The organism is Streptomyces sp. Tue6028 (assembly GCF_002300165.1).
In the GTDB taxonomy this organism is placed as follows: domain Bacteria; phylum Actinomycetota; class Actinomycetes; order Streptomycetales; family Streptomycetaceae; genus Streptomyces; species Streptomyces siamensis.
On sequence record NZ_MLCE01000020.1, the window covers coordinates 21144 to 38153 of the forward strand.

13 protein-coding genes, 3 tRNA genes and 1 pseudogene are annotated in these 17010 nt (G+C 72.2%); 9 read left to right on the forward strand and 8 right to left on the reverse strand.

Annotated elements, in window-relative coordinates; all coding sequences use genetic code 11:
• The first annotated feature begins 74 nt into the window (after positions 1-74).
• Positions 75-1568 carry an MFS transporter gene (locus BKI49_RS17990; RefSeq protein ID WP_095935307.1) on the forward strand — a complete coding sequence of 498 codons (1494 nt, stop codon included), beginning with the start codon at positions 75-77 and terminating at the stop codon, positions 1566-1568.
• A 58-nt stretch (positions 1569-1626) separates the two neighbouring features.
• Here the strand turns inward: BKI49_RS17990 and purL are convergent, their stop codons facing one another.
• From purL to purS, 3 genes are read right to left on the reverse strand one after another with little or no spacing between them, the layout of a single operon-like run.
• Positions 1627-3885 (reverse strand): phosphoribosylformylglycinamidine synthase subunit PurL, encoded by a 2259-nt coding sequence (gene purL, locus BKI49_RS17995; protein WP_095935308.1) that lies wholly within the window; start codon positions 3883-3885, stop codon positions 1627-1629.
• The gene (purQ, locus tag BKI49_RS18000; protein WP_095935309.1) at positions 3882-4562 is read right to left on the reverse strand and encodes a phosphoribosylformylglycinamidine synthase subunit PurQ; all 681 of its coding nucleotides are present in this window, start codon (positions 4560-4562) and stop codon (positions 3882-3884) included. The genes purL and purQ overlap by 4 nt, the downstream gene beginning before the upstream one ends.
• Positions 4559-4825 (reverse strand): phosphoribosylformylglycinamidine synthase subunit PurS, encoded by a 267-nt coding sequence (gene purS, locus BKI49_RS18005; RefSeq protein WP_028804522.1) that lies wholly within the window; start codon positions 4823-4825, stop codon positions 4559-4561. Before purS ends, purQ begins: the two co-directional genes overlap by 4 nt.
• Before the next feature lie 361 nt (positions 4826-5186).
• Between purS and BKI49_RS18010 the strand changes: the two genes are divergently transcribed.
• From BKI49_RS18010 to BKI49_RS18045, 8 genes are all read left to right on the forward strand, one after another.
• The gene (locus BKI49_RS18010; protein WP_095935310.1) at positions 5187-5504 is read left to right on the forward strand and encodes a histone-like nucleoid-structuring protein Lsr2; all 318 of its coding nucleotides are present in this window, start codon (positions 5187-5189) and stop codon (positions 5502-5504) included.
• A 141-nt stretch (positions 5505-5645) separates the two neighbouring features.
• Positions 5646-5717 (forward strand) — tRNA-Gly (locus BKI49_RS18015).
• 79 nt (positions 5718-5796) lie between these two features.
• Positions 5797-5872, forward strand: a tRNA-Gly gene (locus tag BKI49_RS18020).
• Positions 5873-6000: 128 nt separating this feature from the next.
• Entirely contained in the window at positions 6001-6987 is a 987-nt protein-coding gene (locus BKI49_RS18025; protein ID WP_095935311.1) for an ABC transporter ATP-binding protein, read from the forward strand.
• Positions 6984-7787: an ABC transporter permease gene (locus BKI49_RS18030; RefSeq protein WP_095935312.1), complete on the forward strand. Its 804-nt coding sequence runs from the start codon at positions 6984-6986 to the stop codon at positions 7785-7787. Before BKI49_RS18025 ends, BKI49_RS18030 begins: the two co-directional genes overlap by 4 nt.
• A gap of 113 nt (positions 7788-7900) precedes the next feature.
• Complete coding sequence (locus BKI49_RS18035; protein WP_095935367.1) at positions 7901-9196, forward strand: sensor histidine kinase; 1296 nt, start codon at positions 7901-7903, stop codon at positions 9194-9196.
• The gene (locus tag BKI49_RS18040) at positions 9193-9849 is read left to right on the forward strand and encodes a response regulator transcription factor (RefSeq protein WP_095935313.1); all 657 of its coding nucleotides are present in this window, start codon (positions 9193-9195) and stop codon (positions 9847-9849) included. The genes BKI49_RS18035 and BKI49_RS18040 overlap by 4 nt, the downstream gene beginning before the upstream one ends.
• Before the next feature lie 23 nt (positions 9850-9872).
• Positions 9873-9945 (forward strand) — tRNA-Gly (locus BKI49_RS18045).
• Positions 9946-10168: 223 nt separating this feature from the next.
• Here the strand turns inward: BKI49_RS18045 and BKI49_RS18050 are convergent.
• From BKI49_RS18050 to BKI49_RS18070, 5 genes and pseudogenes are all read right to left on the reverse strand, one after another.
• A complete protein-coding gene (locus BKI49_RS18050; protein ID WP_095935314.1) occupies positions 10169-11068 on the reverse strand; it encodes a phosphoribosylaminoimidazolesuccinocarboxamide synthase in 900 nt (299 codons plus the stop codon).
• 111 nt (positions 11069-11179) lie between these two features.
• Entirely contained in the window at positions 11180-12706 is a 1527-nt protein-coding gene (locus BKI49_RS18055; protein ID WP_095935315.1) for a N,N-dimethylformamidase beta subunit family domain-containing protein, read from the reverse strand.
• A 449-nt stretch (positions 12707-13155) separates the two neighbouring features.
• Positions 13156-14988 carry a hypothetical protein gene (locus tag BKI49_RS18060; protein ID WP_179332493.1) on the reverse strand — a complete coding sequence of 611 codons (1833 nt, stop codon included), beginning with the start codon at positions 14986-14988 and terminating at the stop codon, positions 13156-13158.
• Positions 14989-15366: 378 nt separating this feature from the next.
• Positions 15367-16620: a phosphoribosylamine--glycine ligase gene (gene purD, locus BKI49_RS18065; protein ID WP_095935317.1), complete on the reverse strand. Its 1254-nt coding sequence runs from the start codon at positions 16618-16620 to the stop codon at positions 15367-15369.
• 115 nt (positions 16621-16735) lie between these two features.
• Positions 16736-17010: pseudogene (locus tag BKI49_RS18070) on the reverse strand (DNA polymerase III subunit gamma and tau); the annotation flags it as partial.

A 17010-nucleotide genomic window follows, 5' to 3' on the forward strand; every position in this document is an offset into this window, starting at 1 on the left:
ATTTGAGCCAGGCCGAAAAATGATCCGAGCAAAAACATTGACTCGGTCCACAGATAGAGTCCACGCTGGTCCTCATGACCGAGACCCAGCGCAGAATCGGCTTCCTCGTCTGCCTCGTGACGATCGTCCTGGCCCTCCTGGACCTCCAGATCGTGTCCGCGGCCACCGTCCCGATCGTCCGGGACCTCGACCCCGACCACGGCATCGACAAGATTCCTTGGCTGGTCAGCGCCTACGCCCTCGCCTCGGCGGCGATGCTCCCGCTCTACGGCAAGCTCTGCGACACCCTCGGCCCCAAGCGCGTCTTCACCGGCGCCATCGCCACCTTCCTGCTCGGCTCCGCCCTGTGCGGCGCCGCCCAGTCGATGACCCAGCTCATCGCCGCCCGCGCCGTGCAGGGCCTCGGCGGAGGCGGGTTGATGAGCGTCACGATGGTCGTCATCGCCCACCTCAAGGGCCCCGAGGAGAAGGGCGCGGGCAAGGGCGGCAACACCGGCGGACTGGTCGCCGGCGGCGCGATGGCGATCGGCCCCTGGATCGGCGGCCTGCTGGCCGACCACGCGAACTGGCGCTGGATCTTCTACGTCAACCTGCCGATCGGCCTGGTGGTCCTGACCGCCTCCGCCCTCGCCCTGAAGCTCCCCGGACAGCACGTGCGCCGCCCGATCGACTACCCGGGCGCCCTGCTCGCCGCGGCGTTCTCCAGCGCCCTGCTCCTGGTCACGGACTGGGGCGGCAACCGGTACGCGTGGTCCTCCCCCGCCGTCGTCGGACTGATCGTGACGGCCGTCGCGACCCTCGCCCTCTTCCTGTGGCGGCAGACCCGGGCACCCGAACCGGTGCTCCCGCTCTCCCTGTTCCGCGTCCGTGAGGTGCGCCTCGGCTTCGCCGTCCAGGCGATCCTCGGCGGCGCGATGATGTGCGCCATCTACTACGTGCTCGTCTACCTCCAGGTCGCCCGCGGCATCAGCAGCTCCTCGGCGGGCCTCTACCTGGTCCCGTTGGCCGTCGGCCTCACCGCGGTCGGGCTGCTCTCCGGCCCGCTCGGCGCCCGCGGCTGGTCCGCGCGCACCTTCACCGTCAGCGGCACGGTCACCACCGCCGTCGCCTTCGCCCTGCTGGCCACCACGACCGGACCGCACACCTCCCTGTGGCTGGTCCGCGGGGAGCTCCTGCTGGCCGGCGCCGGGTTCGGCCAGCTCGTCGGCCAGCTGATCCTGCTGGTGCAGGACTCCGCCCCGCGCCACCAGCTGGGCGTCGCCACCACCGGCATCCGCTTCTTCCAGACCCTGGGCAACGCCCTCGGCACCGCCGCCTTCGGCACCCTGCTGGCCCGCCTGTACGCGGCACACGGCCCCGGGGGCGACATCAGCGCGCTGGCCCGGCTGACCGGAGCCGCCCACGCGGACGGCGTGCACGCCTTCGTCGACGCGACCCGGTTCGTCTTCTGGGGCGGTGCCGCGCTGATGGGACTGGCCGCGGTGCTGGCGCTCAGGCTCCCGAGGCCCCACCGCACGCGGACGATCGCCGGGTCCTCCGCGGAGCGCACCGAATCGGTCACGGCATGACGAAGGCCCCGCCCGTGGGAACGGGCGGGGCCTTCCGACGTATACGACCGCCTGCGGGCTACGCGAGCAGCGCCGGGATGGTCGCCTCGTGGGCCTCGCGCAGCTCCTCCAGCGAGAGCGCGAACTCGCCCTGCACGTCGACCGCGTCACCGTCGACGACACCGATGCGGGTGACGGGCAGACCCCGCGCGCCGCACATGTCGGTGAAGCGGAGCTCCTCCGAACGCGGGACGGCGACGACCGCGCGGCCCGCCGACTCCGAGAAGAGGAAGGTGAACGCGTCCAGACCGTCGGGCACGACGAGGCGCGCGCCCTTCCCGCCGAGCAGCGCCGACTCGACCACGGCCTGCACCAGACCGCCGTCGGACAGGTCGTGCGCGGAGTCGATCATGCCGTCGCGGGAGGCCGAGATGAGGATCTCGGCGAGCAGCCGCTCACGCTCCAGGTCGACCTGCGGCGGCAGACCGCCGAGGTGGTCGTGGATCACCTGCGACCAGGCCGAACCGCCGAACTCCTCGCGGGTGTCGCCGAGCAGGTAGAGGAGCTGGCCCTCTTCCCGGAAGGCGACCGGCGTGCGCCGGGCCACGTCGTCGATCACGCCGAGGACGGCGACGACCGGGGTCGGGTGGATGGCCGCCTCGCCCGTCTGGTTGTAGAGGGAGACGTTGCCGCCGGTCACCGGGGTGCCGAGCTGCTGGCAGGCGTCGGCGAGCCCGCGGATGGCCTCCGCGAACTGCCACATGACGGCCGGGTCCTCGGGCGAGCCGAAGTTCAGGCAGTCGGAGACGGCGAGCGGCTTGGCACCGGTCGTCGCGACGTTGCGGTACGCCTCGGCGAGGGCGAGCTGCGCACCCGCGTAAGGGTCGAGCTTCGCGTACCGGCCGTTGCCGTCGGTCGCGATGGCGACGCCGAGCCCGGTCTCCTCGTCGATGCGGATCATGCCCGAGTCCTCGGGCTGCGCCAGCACCGTGTTGCCCTGCACGAAGTGGTCGTACTGCGAGGTGATCCACTTCTTGGACGCCTGGTTGGGGGAGGCCACCAGCTTCCGGACCTGGTCCTTCAGCTCCTCGGCGGTCTCCGGGCGCGGGAGCTTGTTCGCGTCGTCGGCCTGGAGGGCGTCCTGCCAGGACGGACGGGCGTACGGGCGCTCGTAGACCGGACCCTCGTGCGCGACCGTGCGCGGGTCGACGTCGACGATCTTGCCGCCGTGCCAGTAGATCTCCAGGCGGTCGCCGTCGGTGACCTCACCGATGACGGTGGCGATCACGTCCCACTTCGCGCAGATCTCCAGGAAGCGGTCGACCTTCGCCGGCTCGACCACCGCGCACATGCGCTCCTGCGACTCGCTCATGAGGATCTCCTCGGGCGAGAGCGTGGAGTCGCGCAGCGGTACGTCGTCGAGGGTGACGCGCATGCCGCCGGAGCCGTTCGAGGCCAGCTCCGAGGTGGCGCAGGACAGCCCGGCGGCGCCGAGGTCCTGGATGCCGACGACGAGCTTCTCCCGGAAGGCCTCCAGAGTGCACTCGATGAGGAGCTTCTCCTGGAAGGGGTCGCCGACCTGGACGGCCGGACGCTTCGACGGCTTGGCGTCGTCGAAGGTCTCGGAGGCGAGGATCGACGCGCCGCCGATGCCGTCGCCGCCCGTGCGGGCCCCGTACAGGATGACCTTGTTGCCGGTGCCCGAGGCCTTCGCGAGGTGGATGTCCTCGTGCCGCATGACGCCGATGGCGCCGGCGTTGACCAGCGGGTTGCCCTGGTAGCAGGCGTCGAAGACGACCTCGCCGCCGATGTTGGGCAGGCCCAGGCAGTTGCCGTAGCCGCCGATGCCGGCGACCACGCCGGGCAGGACGCGCTTGGTGTCGGGGTGGTCGGCGGCGCCGAAGCGCAGCGGGTCGACGACCGCGACCGGGCGGGCGCCCATCGCGATGATGTCGCGCACGATGCCGCCGACGCCGGTGGCCGCGCCCTGGTAGGGCTCGACGTACGACGGGTGGTTGTGCGACTCGACCTTGAAGGTCACCGCGTAGCCCTGGCCGACGTCGACGACACCGGCGTTCTCGCCGATGCCGACGAGCAGCGCGTCGGACTGCGGGGCCTTCTCGCCGAACTGGCGCAGGTGCACCTTGGAGGACTTGTAGGAGCAGTGCTCGGACCACATGACCGAGTACATGGCGAGCTCGGCGCCGGTCGGGCGGCGGCCGAGGATCTCCACGACCCGCTCGTACTCGTCCTTCTTCAGACCGAGTTCGGCCCAGGGCAGCTCGACGTCGGGGGTCTCGGCCGCGTGCTCGACCGTGTCCAGAGGCGTCCGGCTCATGCGTTGACCAGCTTCTTGAGGATCGAGGTGAAGAAGGGGAGGCCGTCGGTACGACCGCTGCCGATCAGCGGCTCGACGGCGTGCTCGGGGTGCGGCATGAGGCCGACGACGTTCCCGGCCTCGTTGGTGATGCCGGCGATGTCCCGCAGCGAACCGTTCGGGTTGAAGTCCAGGTAGCGGAAGGCGACCCGGCCCTCGGCCTCCAGCATGTCGAGCGTGCGCTCGTCGGCGACGTACCGGCCGTCCATGTTCTTCAGCGGGATGTGGATCTCCTGGCCGGCCGTGTAGTCGGCGGTCCAGGAGGTCTCCGCGTTCTCCACCCGCAGCTTCTGGTCGCGGCAGATGAAGTGGAGGTGGTCGTTGCCGAGCATCCCGCCCGGGAGCAGGTGCGCCTCGGTGAGGATCTGGAAGCCGTTGCAGATGCCGAGGACCGGCATTCCGGACTTCGCCTGCTCGATCACGGTCTCCATCACGGGCGAGAAGCGCGAGATGGCGCCCGCCCGCAGATAGTCGCCGTACGAGAATCCGCCGGGCAGCACGACGGCGTCGACCTGCTTGAGGTCCTTGTCCTTGTGCCAGAGAGCGACGGGTTCGGCACCGGCGAGCTTGATCGCGCGCTGCGTGTCGCGGTCGTCGAGGCTGCCGGGAAAGGTGACGACTCCAATACGAGCGGTCACTTTCCGGCCCCCACCTTCTCGTCCTCCACCTTGACGGTGAAGTCCTCGATCACGGTGTTGGCGAGGAAGGATTCCGCGAGTTCACGGATGCGGGCGAGCGCGGCGTCGTCCACCGGTCCGTCCACTTCCAGTTCGAATCGCTTTCCCTGACGTACGTCGGAGACACCTTCGAAACCGAGGCGCGGCAGTGCACGCTGCACCGCCTGGCCCTGGGGGTCGAGGATCTCCGGCTTGAGCATGACGTCGACTACGACGCGTGCCACTGGCACTCCCGGTGTGTGGTGCTGAGCAGGTCCCTTCAGACTACCCGCACAAAATTTCTACTCGCGTAGATTCGTAGAATCCTACGTGACCCCCATCACGATCCCGCATCGACGCGGGGACCTGCACGGAAAATCCTGGGAAAAACCGCAGAAGAACGGCAGGGGGCCATTGCCTTCGGACACGCGCAAGGTTTTAGTCGGGCTTCACAATGCAATGCCGGGCACTGTACAAAGGAATTGGCAATAGCCGATACTTTGCCCAATAACAGCCGGACAGTCGACATCTTCCCGACAACTCCGTGACGTCCGTGCACGTCATGACCGTTGATCGCAGAGGTGTCGCACGAAGGGACCGATATTCGTGGCGCAGCGTGTCGTGGTCACTCTCTTTGACGACATCGACGGCTCAGAAGCGGCGGAGACGATCGCCTTCGGACTCGACGGCAAGTCGTACGAGATCGACCTCAATCCAGCCAATGCCAAAAAACTGCGTAAGGTGCTCGCGCCCTACGTCGAGGCCGGCCGCAAGCGGGCGAAGTCCGGGAAGGCGTACACGCACACCGCGCTGACCCCCGACCCCGCCGCCGTCCGCGCCTGGGCCCGCTCCAACAAGATGGACGTGCCGCCCCGCGGACGCATCCCCAAGAAGGTCTACGAGGCGTTCACCGAGGCGCACTGACCGCACGGGTCCTCGGGGGCACCCGCGAGGACCCGTCACCGGGCCCTGGGAACAACCGACTTGCGCTGACCCCCCGCTGATCAGCTAAAGTCTGGAGCACGCCGAGGGGCAAGGCCGAAGGGCCGGACCCCGAGGAGTCGTGCGGGTGTAGTTCAGTAGCAGAACATCCCCCTTCCAGGGGGAAGGCGCAGTGTGCAATTCCTGTCACCCGCTCTGCACCTCTTACCGATCGCGCTTGTCGATCAGGTAGGGTGGTGCTCGCGCCGATCGGTGAGAGCCGGTCGGAGGCAATGCGGACGTAGCTCAGTTGGTAGAGCGCAACCTTGCCAAGGTTGAGGTCGCGAGTTCGAGCCTCGTCGTCCGCTCCACGGAGCAAAGGCCCCGGTCCTCGACCGGGGCCTTTCTCGTGTCCGCTTCGGCGGCGACTGACATTTGTCATGCGGAGCGATGACACCGCGCACTGCCGACCCGCCCGGTCCGCGGCGACGCTGAATTCATGAACACGAACGAGCACGGCGACGTGATCGAGGTCACTGATCTGCGGCGCGTGTACGGGGGAGACGGGCGGGGCCGGGGAGCGTTCGAGGCCGTGCGTCACGTCACGTTCTCCGTCGGCCGCGGTGAGATCTTCGCCCTCCTCGGCACCAACGGCGCGGGCAAGACGTCCACCGTCGAGGTACTGGAGGGCCTCGCTCCCCCGGCCGGCGGCCGGGTACGGGTCCTCGGGCACGACCCCTACCGGGAGCGGGCCGCGGTACGGCCCCGGATCGGCGTGATGCTCCAGGAAGGCGGCTTCCCCTCCGAACTGACCGTCGCGGAGACCCTGCGGATGTGGGCGGGCTGCACCAGCGGAGCGCGGCCCACGGCCCAGGCCCTCGACCTGGTCGGCCTCACCCGGCGGGCGGACGTACGCGTGAAGCAGCTGTCCGGGGGTGAGAAGCGCCGCCTGGACCTGGCCCTCGCCCTCCTCGGCCGCCCCGAGGTCCTCTTCCTCGACGAGCCGACCACCGGACTCGACACCGAAGGGCGACACGGCACCTGGGAGTTGGTGCGCGCCCTGCGCGACGGCGGCACGACGGTGCTGCTGACCACCCACTACCTGGAGGAGGCGGAGGAACTCGCCGACCGGCTCGCGATCCTCCACGAGGGGCGCGTCGCGGCCTCCGGCACACCCGCCGAGGTCACCGGCACCCAGCCGTCCCGCATCTCCTTCGAACTGCCCGACGGCTATCACCTCGGAGACCTGCCCCCGCTCGCCCGGCTCGGCGTCTCCGACCACGAGACGGCCGGCCGCGCCGTACGCCTGCGCACCGACACCCCGCAGCGGACCGCCACCGAGCTGCTGCTGTGGGCGGACCGGGCGCAGGTCGAGCTGCGCCGGCTCGACGTGCGCTCCGCCTCCCTGGAGGAGGCGTTCCTGCGGATCGCCCGGGATGCGGCGGCCCACGGCACGGACCACCGGGACAAGGAGACGGCGGCATGAGCACAACGACGGTGGGCCCCGGCCGGGCGCCGGTGAGGACCACGGCCGCGGCACGGCTCCGCGCGCTCGCACGTGCCGAGCTGACCCTGCTGGGGCGCACGAAGGCGACGCTGGCGACCGCCGTGTCCGTGCCGCTCCTGATGCCGTTGATGTTCCGCTCGACGGTCGACGGGATGGACTTGAAGGGCACCGGGCTCACGGTCGGCTCCGTGCTGCTGCCCTCCTCGATCGGCTTCTCCCTGCTCGTCGCCGTCTACAGCTCGCTCGTGAGCGTGTACGCGGCCCGGCGGGAGGAACTCGTCCTCAAACGACTGCGCACCGGGGAGTCGCGCGACGCCGAGATCCTCGCCGGAGCGGCCCTGCCGTCGGTGGCGATCGGTCTCGCCCAGTGTCTGGTCCTGACCGTCGCCTACGTCGTGACGCTCGACGTCGGGGCACCGGCATCGCCCCACCTAGTCGTGCTGGGACTGCTGTTGGGGCTGGTGACCTGGCCCGCGCTGGCCGCGGTCACCGCGAGCTTCAGCAGGAGCGTGGAGGGTGCCCAGGTGGCCGCCCTGCCGCTGATGATGGTGTCGCTGCTCGGCTCCGGCACCTTCATCCCGCTGGAGACCCTGCCCGACCGGCTGGCCTCGTTCTGCGAACTCCTCCCGCTCACCCCGGTGATCACCCTGCTTCGGGGCGGCTGGACCGGGCACCTCTCCGCGCACGACACCCTGGGCGCCGTGGGCACGGCGGTGGCCTGGACCGCGATCGCGGTGTTTGCTGTACGACGGTGGTTCCGCTGGGAGCCGCGGCGATGACCGGGACGGAGCCGGGCGCGCGAGCGGCGGAGCCGGCCGGGCACGAGCCGGGCCGGACGGCCGACGGCAAAGACGGGAACGAGCGGGCCGCACGGCCGGTCGCGGGGGTGCATATGAGCGGGCCGGACGGCTGGTGGCGGGCGAAGAGCACACCCGCGAAGGTCGAGACGTACACCCGGTGGTCCTTCCACTCCTTCGCCGTGATCGAGGCCGTCACGCTCGGTCTCCCCTTCTTCGGGAACGTGTCGCCGGCACCGGCCTGGCTCCTGTTCGTGCTGGTGTGCGGCCACTCCGCGCTGTGTGCGACGACCTCGTCCCGGGCGCTGGACTGGATCCGCGGCAGCCGGGAGCAGCCCCGGCGGCTGTCGGCCGCGCTGGCCGCCGCCACGTTCGTGATCGCGCTCGTCGCGCTCACGCTGGAGGGCACCGACTGGCGTCCGGCGACCGAGGCCGAGGCCCGGGTGGGCACCTCGCTCTTCGTCGGCGTCGTCGCCTTCGGTGCCGGCACCCTGGCGCTCGCCACCCGCAACCGGAGCCGGATGACACAGGTGGTGGTCGGCGCCGGTGTGGGCGCGGGGGCCGTCTCCTTCCCTCTCGGCCTCCCCGGCCCCGCCGCGCTCGTCACGGCCGGGGTGGTGCTGCTCGCCGCGGGGTTCCTCACCTTCACCGCCGCGTTCTCGGTCTGGCTGCTCAACGCCGTCTACGAACTCGACGAGGCGCGCGAGACCCGTGCCCGTCTCGCCGTCGCCGAGGAGCGGCTGCGGTTCGGACGCGACCTGCACGACGTGATGGGCCGCAACCTCGCGGTGATCGCGCTCAAGAGCGAGCTCGCCGTGCAGCTGACGCGGCGCGGGCGGCCCGAGGCCGTGGAGCAGATGGTCGAGGTGCAGCGGATCGCCCGCGACTCCCAGCGTGAGGTGCGCGAGGTCGTCCGCGGCTACCGCGACGCCGACCTGGGCGCCGAACTCGCGGGCGCCCAGGGCGTACTGTCGGCCGCCGGCATCGACTGCGAGGTGACCGGCTCGGCGGCCGGACTGCCCGCGCAGGTCCAGTCGGCGCTCGGCTGGGTCGTACGGGAGGCGACCACCAACGTGCTCAGACACGGCGACGCCGGGCGGTGCGCCGTCTCGCTGCGCCTGGCGGCGGGCCGGGTGACGCTCACCGTCGAGAACGACGGGGCACCGGCGGTGACGGACTCCGGATGCCCGGGCGACGGTTCCCCGCCCCGGCCGGGATCCGGGCTCGCCGGGCTGCGGGAGCGGCTCGGCGCGGTCGACGGCGTGCTGCGGGCCGGGCCCGCCGGTGACGGGGTGTTCCGGCTCACGGCCGAGGTGCCCCTCCCACCGGTCCCGGACCAACGGGCCTCGGCGTCCTCCGTTCCGCGACACGTCAGTGAGGTCACCCCATGACATCCGTACCGCCCGCCACACCCGTCACACCGGCCCCATCCGTTCGGCCCGTACGGCTGCTGCTCGCCGACGACGAACACCTCATCCGGGGAGCGCTCGCCGCGCTGCTCGCCCTGGAGGACGACCTGGTCGTCGTGGCCGAGGCGGCGACGGGGCCCGAGGCGCTCGCGATGGCGCGGGCCCACGAACCCGATGTCGCCGTCCTGGATCTTCAGATGCCGGGGGCGGACGGTGTGAGGGTGGCCACATCCCTGCGGGCCGAACTGCCCGGCTGCCAGGTGCTGATCGTGACGAGTCACGGACGGCCTGGGCATCTGAAGCGAGCGCTTGAGGCGGGTGTGCGCGGGTTCGTCCCGAAGACGGTCAGCGCACAGCGGCTCGCCGAGATCATCCGCACGGTGCACGCCGGAAACCGTTACGTGGACCCCGAGTTGGCCGCCGACGCGATCTCCGCCGGGGACTCGCCACTGACGCCTCGCGAGGCCGAGGTGCTCGAATTCGCCGCCGACGGGGCGCCTGTCGCGGAGATCGCGGAGCGGGCCGCGCTGTCCCAGGGAACCGTGCGCAACTATCTGTCGTCGGCCGCCTCCAAGCTGGGGGCGGAGAACCGGCACGCGGCGGTGCGTCTCGCACGTGAGCGAGGTTGGGTATAGTGGCTGTCGCGCCACGGCGCAATGCGGACGTAGCTCAGTTGGTAGAGCGCAACCTTGCCAAGGTTGAGGTCGCGAGTTCGAGCCTCGTCGTCCGCTCCGGTGAGAAGCCCCCGATCTGTCTCAGGTCGGGGGCTTCGTCGTGTGTCCGGGAGCGGGGTGTGCCTGCCGGGGGGCGGGTGCGCCTGCGCCGGGAAGCCGGGGGGTCGGGAAGCCGGGGAGCCAGGACACGGCCAGCCGCACGCCATGAGCCGGAGCGCCGCCGCACGTGCGGCGGGACCCGGCTCGTCGCCGGGTCCCGCCGGAAGTCGCGCCGCGCGGGCTACGACCAGCTGGTGCCCGTCAGACGCTCGTACGCCTCGATGTACTTGGCGCGGGTCGCCTCCACCACCTGCGGCGGCAGCGCGGGCGGTGGCTGCTCGCTCCTGCGGTCCCAGCCGGACTCGGCGGAGGTCAGCCAGTCGCGGACGAACTGCTTGTCGAAGGACGGCTGGGCGTGCCCCGGCTCCCACTCGTCGGCGGGCCAGAAGCGGGAGGAGTCCGGGGTCAGCACCTCGTCGGCCAGCACGAGCGTCTCCCCGTCGAAGCCGAACTCGAACTTGGTGTCCGCGAGGACGATGCCCCGCTCGCGGGCGATGTCGCGGGCGCGGCCGTAGACGGCGAGGGTCGTCTGGCGCAGCTGGGCCGCCGTGTCGGCGCCCACCTGCCGGGCCACCTCCTCGTACGACACGTTCTCGTCGTGCTCACCGACCTCGGCCTTGGTGGCCGGGGTGAAGATCGGCGAGGGCAGCTCCGAGCCGTCGACGAGGCCTTCGGGGAGGGCGAGGCCACACACGGTCCGGGACTCCTGGTACTCGGCGAGGCCGGAACCGGTGAGATAGCCGCGCGCGACGCACTCCACCGGGACCATCCGCAGCGACTTGCAGATCAGGGTCCGGCCTTCCCAGTCGGCGGGGGCGCCCGGCGGGAGCTCGGCACTCAGCACGTGGTTGGGCGCCAGCTCTGCGAGCTGGTCGAACCACCACAGGGAGAGCTGGGTGAGGGTGCGGCCCTTGTCGGGGATCTCCGTGGGCAGCACCCAGTCGTAGGCGGAGATACGGTCACTGGCGACCATCACGAGGTCGCCCGCCTCGTTCTGGTACAGGTCGCGCACCTTGCCGGTGTGCAGATGCACCAGACCCGGCACCTGAAGGGGCTCGGGCTTTTCGACGAATCCGGACACGGTTCCTCCCCGTGGTTCTGTCCAAGTGGCTCGATTCTCCCGTATGCCGGGAGCGGCTCCGGCCACGGGGGTGCCGGACGGCGCGCGGCAAGCCCAGCGTCAGGTGCCCGGTCAGTCGCGTTTGCAGATGCGGTCGAGGAGGTTGGCCGTGGCTCGCTGGATACGGGTGTCCACGTGCCCGGGACGGTCGAGCGCCGGGGACCATGCGAACGTTCCGGATGCGAAGACGAGGGCGCCGGACGGGGCCCGGTACAGGGAGGTCTCCTGGTGCCGGACCGTTCCCTCACTGTCCTCGTAAGGGGAGTGGGCGAGCAGGATCCGGCCCTGGTGCTCGGGGAGCGGGGTGCGCGGGAAGTACCGGTCGGCCTCGCCGGCGACCATGCCCTCCAGTTCGTCGCCCTCGTGCGCGCCGGTCGCCTCCCACAGCCAGTGGTCCGCGTTACGGACGACCAGAGGGTGGGGCTCGGGGACCCGTCCCGCGTACTGGATGCCGATGATCTGCTGCTCCGGGCGGTCGATCTCCCGCCACAGGGCCGGCCTTCCGGGGCCGCGGCGCTTGCGGCAGGTCAGCAGGCGGTCGGCGACGCCCGACGGGGAGGGCCCCAACTCCACCTGCCAGTACATGGTGTTGGCGGAGAGGAAGACGAGCGAGGTGCCGTGCTCGCGGGCGAGTTCCACGGTGCGGCGCATGTGCGCGGACCAGTACTCGTCGTGGCCCGGGAAGACCAGACCGCGGTAGCGCGAGGGGTCGACGCGGCCGGCGTGCAGGTCGCGGGCGTCGGCGTACGCGAGGTCGTAGCCGTAGCGCTCGGCCCAGCGGATGAAGTCGTAGGCGTGGCCGACGTGCAGGGGCAGGCCCGCGCCCGCGTACGGCCGGTCGAAGGAGACCGTCGTCGCGGCGTCCGCCTCGCCGAGCAGCCGGCCGGCCTCGTCCCACGCGTGGTACAGGCTGGCGCCCGTGTGACCGTCCTCCGGGTACAGGTTGTACGCCTGCCAGGTGACGTCCGGGAGCAGGAGCAGCAGGTCCGCGGGGTGGTTGTCGCGGATGGTGAACGGCACGTGGGAGCGATAGCCGTCGAGGGTGGTGAGCACGGCGACATAGGCGCCGATGCTCCAGTACGACGGGATCTGGAGCCGCCAGGACAGCCACCAGTGGTGGCAGGAGACGGTGCGGTCGGCGGTGAGCGGCGGGGGCTGGACGATGCCGGACAGCCGCGGGCTGGTGGTGATCTTGCTGGCGCCGTCGCCGCCGTAGTGCCCGATCCGGTAGATGTCGACGCTGAATTCCTGGGGCGGGTCGACGGTGATGTGGAAGTCGATGGCCTCGCCGGGCGCCGCGGCGCCGGTGGAGGTGAAGCCCTTGATCTGGCGGTGGACGTCGTCGGCGGAGCGGGGGCCGCCGGCCCGGGGGTGCGGGATGGCCCGCACGGCCCGCGCCTTAGCGTCCCGCTCGTCGCGCACGAGGGTGGCGCCCTGGGCCGGGTCGATGTGGTCGATGTACCAGGGGACGACGTGACCGGTGTCGTCGAAGTAGTGCTCGTCGCCGCGGAGCCACGGCACGGGACCCTGGCCGAAAGGATCCGTCACGGCGTGCGCCAGCGCGCCCGACTCCCAGCGGCGAATCTGCTCAGACCCCATGCCTGCTCCCCTCCCTCGTGCCCCCGTCGTCCGTCCGCAAGCCCTTGCCCTGTGCGCGATCGGTCCCAGCACATCACATTACGCACGCACTCCGTCACCGTTCGTCGCGAATTGACGCGACTGGAACCCTGGGCTCCGCCCGTGCGTGCGGGTCGCGGGCCCGTCCCGTCGCCGCGTCCGGGCCCGTCCGGGGCGCCACGACGAGGCCGTCCCGCCCGGACCGGGGGTGCGGGCCGAGTCGGCGGGAGCCGGGCGGACGGGGACACACGGGGCAGAAAATCGCCGACACCCGCCGCCGTCCCGGGCGAGCCGCGCGCCGCGGACGGAAGAGAGCCCCGGGTGAGCCGCGCGCCGCGGACGGGTGAGAACGGTCGGGAACCGTCGGGTCGGCACGCGCCACCGCACCCGTGTGGGCAACCGGCGCCGTCGAGCCGGCTGGCGTCCTCGGGTCAGACGAGGCGTACCGGCTTCTCGGGCCGGACGCCGAGGTGCGAGAGCCACTCCCGCAGAGGATCGGGATCCCCCGTCTCGACGAGGATGCGGACACGCGACCCCAGGTCGCCGGCCCGCTCGCCGCCGACGAGCAGGGAGGGCCCGTCCAGCCAGTCGAGACCGGGCGCCGCCCCCACCGTGTCCATCGCGGAACAGCACACCATCGCCGTGACGTGGTCGGCCAGCAGTTCCCGGCCGCTCCTGGGCGGCTGGAGGGGGAAGAGGGGAAGCGTCCCGTCGTCCCACAGGGCCCGGTCCGGGTCCTGCTGCTCCGCTCCCCCGCCCGGTGCGGGCGCCGCGGCCGGAGCCGCCGTCTCCTCGCGGGCGAGCTCCGCGGTGAGCCCGGCCGCCAGCGCGGCCGAACGCTCGCTCCCGAGGCCGAGCTCGTCCTCGTCCATCCCCATCCCCGCGTACGCCGCCGGGCCCCCGACAGTGTCGTCATCGGCGTCCGGGCCTGCCGCGGTCCGGTCCTCCGGCGGCACGGAGAGGTGGTCCATCACCCTCGCCAGCGTCGGCCCCTCCGGGTCGGGTGCCGCCGGGTCGGCCGACTGCCGGATGCCCAGTGCGTCCAGCACCCGGTGGAGGCGGGCCGCGTCGGTGCGCCATTTGCGGTCGACGACCTCGTCCGGGTACTCCTGCCAGTCCACCGGCGCCCAGTCGGGACCTGGCTCGGCGGGGCCGCCGTGGAAGAGGCGGGCGGCGAGGAGGGAGGTCGCCTCGTCGATCGCGCCGGGCTCTTCGAGCAGGTCGCAGGCGGGGCGCTCGCCGAGACGGGAGGCGAATCCCTCGGCCAGACGGTCGCGGCGGGACAGTTCGGTGAGGGCCGCGACCACGCCGGCGTCCAGCCGGGACGGCCAGCGGCCCATCCGCCAGGCGGGCAGCGCGACGCGGGTCAGCAGCCGGTCCCAGCCCGCGTACGCGAGGCCCACCTGTTCCTGGGCGACGATCCGCAGGCCGTAGTCCACAGCCTGTGCACGCTCGGCCGCGGCGGCCGCCACACCGCGCTCCATCTCGGCCGCGTGGCCGCGACAGCTGCGCAGCAGCAGACGGGTCACCCAGCCGACACCCGCGTGGACCGTCCGGGACAGGGAGCCGCCGGCCGGCGCCGAGGTCACGGCCACCGCCGCGTCCAGGCCCCGTACGAACCGGCGGGCCGCGGCTATGTCGGGTTGCGCGGACGGGCCCGTCCCGGCGACCACCGGGGCGAGGACCGCGCGCAGCTCGCCGACCCGCATCCACCACAGGAAGGGGGAGCCGATGACCAGGACGGGGGCCGAGGGGGAGCGGCGGGACCGTGCGGACAGGCCCCGCACGCCTTGGGCTCCGCGTATGCCGCGCAGTGCGTCCAGGCCGTCCCTGTCGTCCCGCTCCGCTGGCGGCGGGCCGTGCGCCGGATGCGTACGGTCCTCCAGCCAGCTGTCGCAGTCGGGGGTGAGCGCTATCGCGGAGGGGGCCGGCACGTCGAGGCGGTCGGCCAGGTCGCGGACCATGCGATACAGGTCCGGGGCGGATTCCTCGGCGATCGGGACCGTGGGGCTGACGGCGGGCCGGGCCCGGGCGACAACAAGGGCGATGCCCGCGGCCGCGAGGAGGACAACGACGGCCAGGACCGTCACGACCCAGCGCGTGACGCCCCAGTGCCCGCCGACGATGTGGCCGGTGGAGCCGCCGACGAGCAGCACGACGGCGACGGCCGCGGGCAGCAGGGCGACGGCCAGCGCTCTGCTGCGGATGCGCAGCACGGCGAGAGCCCGGGAGCGCGCTGCCTGCGCGCCCACCTCCACACCCATACCGGTCACGACCGGACGTCACCCCCTACGTGTCCGTCCGGCACCGGCTGTCGCACAGCCCGTGCCGACGGATGTCCTGGCGTTGCTCACTCCCCCACTGTGGCACCCGCCACGGACATCGCAATGCCGGTGGGCCAAGTGCCGGAACGCTTTCGCCGCACCCTAGTTGGGGCCCCGGCCCCCGTCAGCCGGATAGAACATCGGTCACTCGATGGAATGGCTTTGGGGAAAGGTGAATGACAGTGGGCAATGATCAGGCCCCGGATTCCGTGCGGAGTCCGGGGCCCTGGGCCTCGCACGACGGCGGCGGCCCGCACGAGCGGAGCGGGCCGCCCGGGCCGGCGGAGACGGCCCGGGACGACCGGAGGCGACCGGGGGTCAGGCCTCCGCGGCGGCCTTCGCCGCGATGTCCGTACGGTGCTGCGAACCGTCGAGGCCGATCCGGGCGACCGCCGCGTAGGCGCGCGCACGGGCCTCGGTGAGGTCGGTGCCGGACGCCGTGACGGACAGCACCCGGCCGCCCGCGCTGACCACGGCGTCGCCGTCGCGCTTCGTGCCGGCGTGCAGGACGTAGGCGTGCGGGGCGTCCTGGGCGGCGACCTCGTCGAGTCCGGTGATCGGGTCCCCGGTGCGCGGGGTGTCCGGGTAGTTGTGCGAGGCCACGACCACGGTCACGGCCGCGTCGTCGCTCCAGCGCAGCGGTGCCAGGTCGGCGAGGGTACCGTCGGCCGCGGCGCGCAGCACACCCGCGAGGGGGGTCTTCAGGCGGGCGAGGACCACCTGGGTCTCCGGGTCGCCGAAGCGGGCGTTGAACTCGATGACCCGGACGCCGCGGCTGGTGATCGCCAGACCGGCGTAGAGGAGGCCCGAGAAGGGCGTGCCGCGACGGCGGAGTTCGTCGACGGTCGGCTGGAGGACGGTCTGCACGACCTCCTCGACGAGCTTCGGGTCCGCCCAGGGCAGCGGCGAGTACGCGCCCATGCCGCCGGTGTTCGGGCCCTCGTCGCCGTCCAGGGCGCGCTTGAAGTCCTGGGCGGGCTGGAGCGGGACGACCGCCTCGCCGTCCGTGATCGCGAACAGGGAGACCTCGGGGCCGTCGAGGAACTCCTCGATGACCACGCGGTCGCACGCGTTGGCATGCCCGCGGGCCTGCTCCAGGTCGGCGGTCACGACGACGCCCTTGCCGGCCGCGAGACCGTCGTCCTTCACGACGTACGGGGCTCCGAAGGCGTCGAGCGCCTCCTCGACCTCCTCCGGCGTCGTGCACACGTAGGAGCGGGCGGTGGGCACGTCCGCCTCCGCCATCACGTCCTTGGCGAAGGCCTTGGAGCCCTCCAGCTGCGCGGCCTCCTTCGAGGGGCCGAAGCAGGGGATGCCCGCCTCGCGCACGGCGTCGGCGACACCCGCGACGAGCGGGGCCTCCGGGCCCACCACCACCAGCTCGGCGCCGAGCTCGGTGGCCAGCGCGGCGACGGCGGCACCGTCGAGGGCGTCGACCGCGTGCAGCTCGGCCACCTCCGCGATGCCTGCGTTCCCGGGGGCGCAGTGCAGGGCGGTGACGTCGGGGTCGAGGGACAGGGAACGGCACAGGGCGTGTTCGCGGGCGCCGCTACCGATGACGAGGACCTTCACGGGGTCAGCCTAACCGCCGGAGGCCGATGCCTTTGTGGGGGCTTCCGAAGCGAAGGGCCTCGGGCGTTGGTGGGATCCTCCAGAAGAAGGGGTGCCGACGCGGCGCGGACCACCGTCACTCGTTCGAGAACTCCTCCACCACGGTCGCCCCCAGTTCGCGGACGATCAGATCGTGTCCGGAGAGGGCGGACTCGTCGAGGTCGGGGTCGTCGTCCTCGGGGATGTCGTCCTCGATGGAGACGGGGGGCGGCTCCGGGGCCGGAGGCGGCGTCGGAGCGGGAGCGGGGGCCGCGGCCGGGGCGTGGCTCGCGGACGGGCCGCCCTGCGGGCCCGTGGGACGCGGGGCCGGGGCGGAGGGCTGCTGGGCGGCCGGGCGCGGAGCGGCCGGAG

Excerpts from the sequence above, each read along its gene's own strand:
- BKI49_RS18030 (WP_095935312.1), top strand. The coding sequence starts at position 6,984 with ATGAGCACAACGACGGTGGGCCCCGGCCGGGCGCCGGTGAGGACCACG.
- BKI49_RS18060 (WP_179332493.1), bottom strand. The coding sequence starts at position 14,988 with ATGGGTGTGGAGGTGGGCGCGCAGGCAGCGCGCTCCCGGGCTCTCGCC.
- purL (WP_095935308.1), bottom strand. The coding sequence starts at position 3,885 with ATGAGCCGGACGCCTCTGGACACGGTCGAGCACGCGGCCGAGACCCCC.
- BKI49_RS18035 (WP_095935367.1), top strand. The coding sequence starts at position 7,901 with ATGAGCGGGCCGGACGGCTGGTGGCGGGCGAAGAGCACACCCGCGAAG.
- BKI49_RS18055 (WP_095935315.1), bottom strand. The coding sequence starts at position 12,706 with ATGGGGTCTGAGCAGATTCGCCGCTGGGAGTCGGGCGCGCTGGCGCAC.
- BKI49_RS18040 (WP_095935313.1), top strand. The coding sequence starts at position 9,193 with ATGACATCCGTACCGCCCGCCACACCCGTCACACCGGCCCCATCCGTT.
- BKI49_RS17990 (WP_095935307.1), top strand. The coding sequence starts at position 75 with ATGACCGAGACCCAGCGCAGAATCGGCTTCCTCGTCTGCCTCGTGACG.
- BKI49_RS18025 (WP_095935311.1), top strand. The coding sequence starts at position 6,001 with ATGAACACGAACGAGCACGGCGACGTGATCGAGGTCACTGATCTGCGG.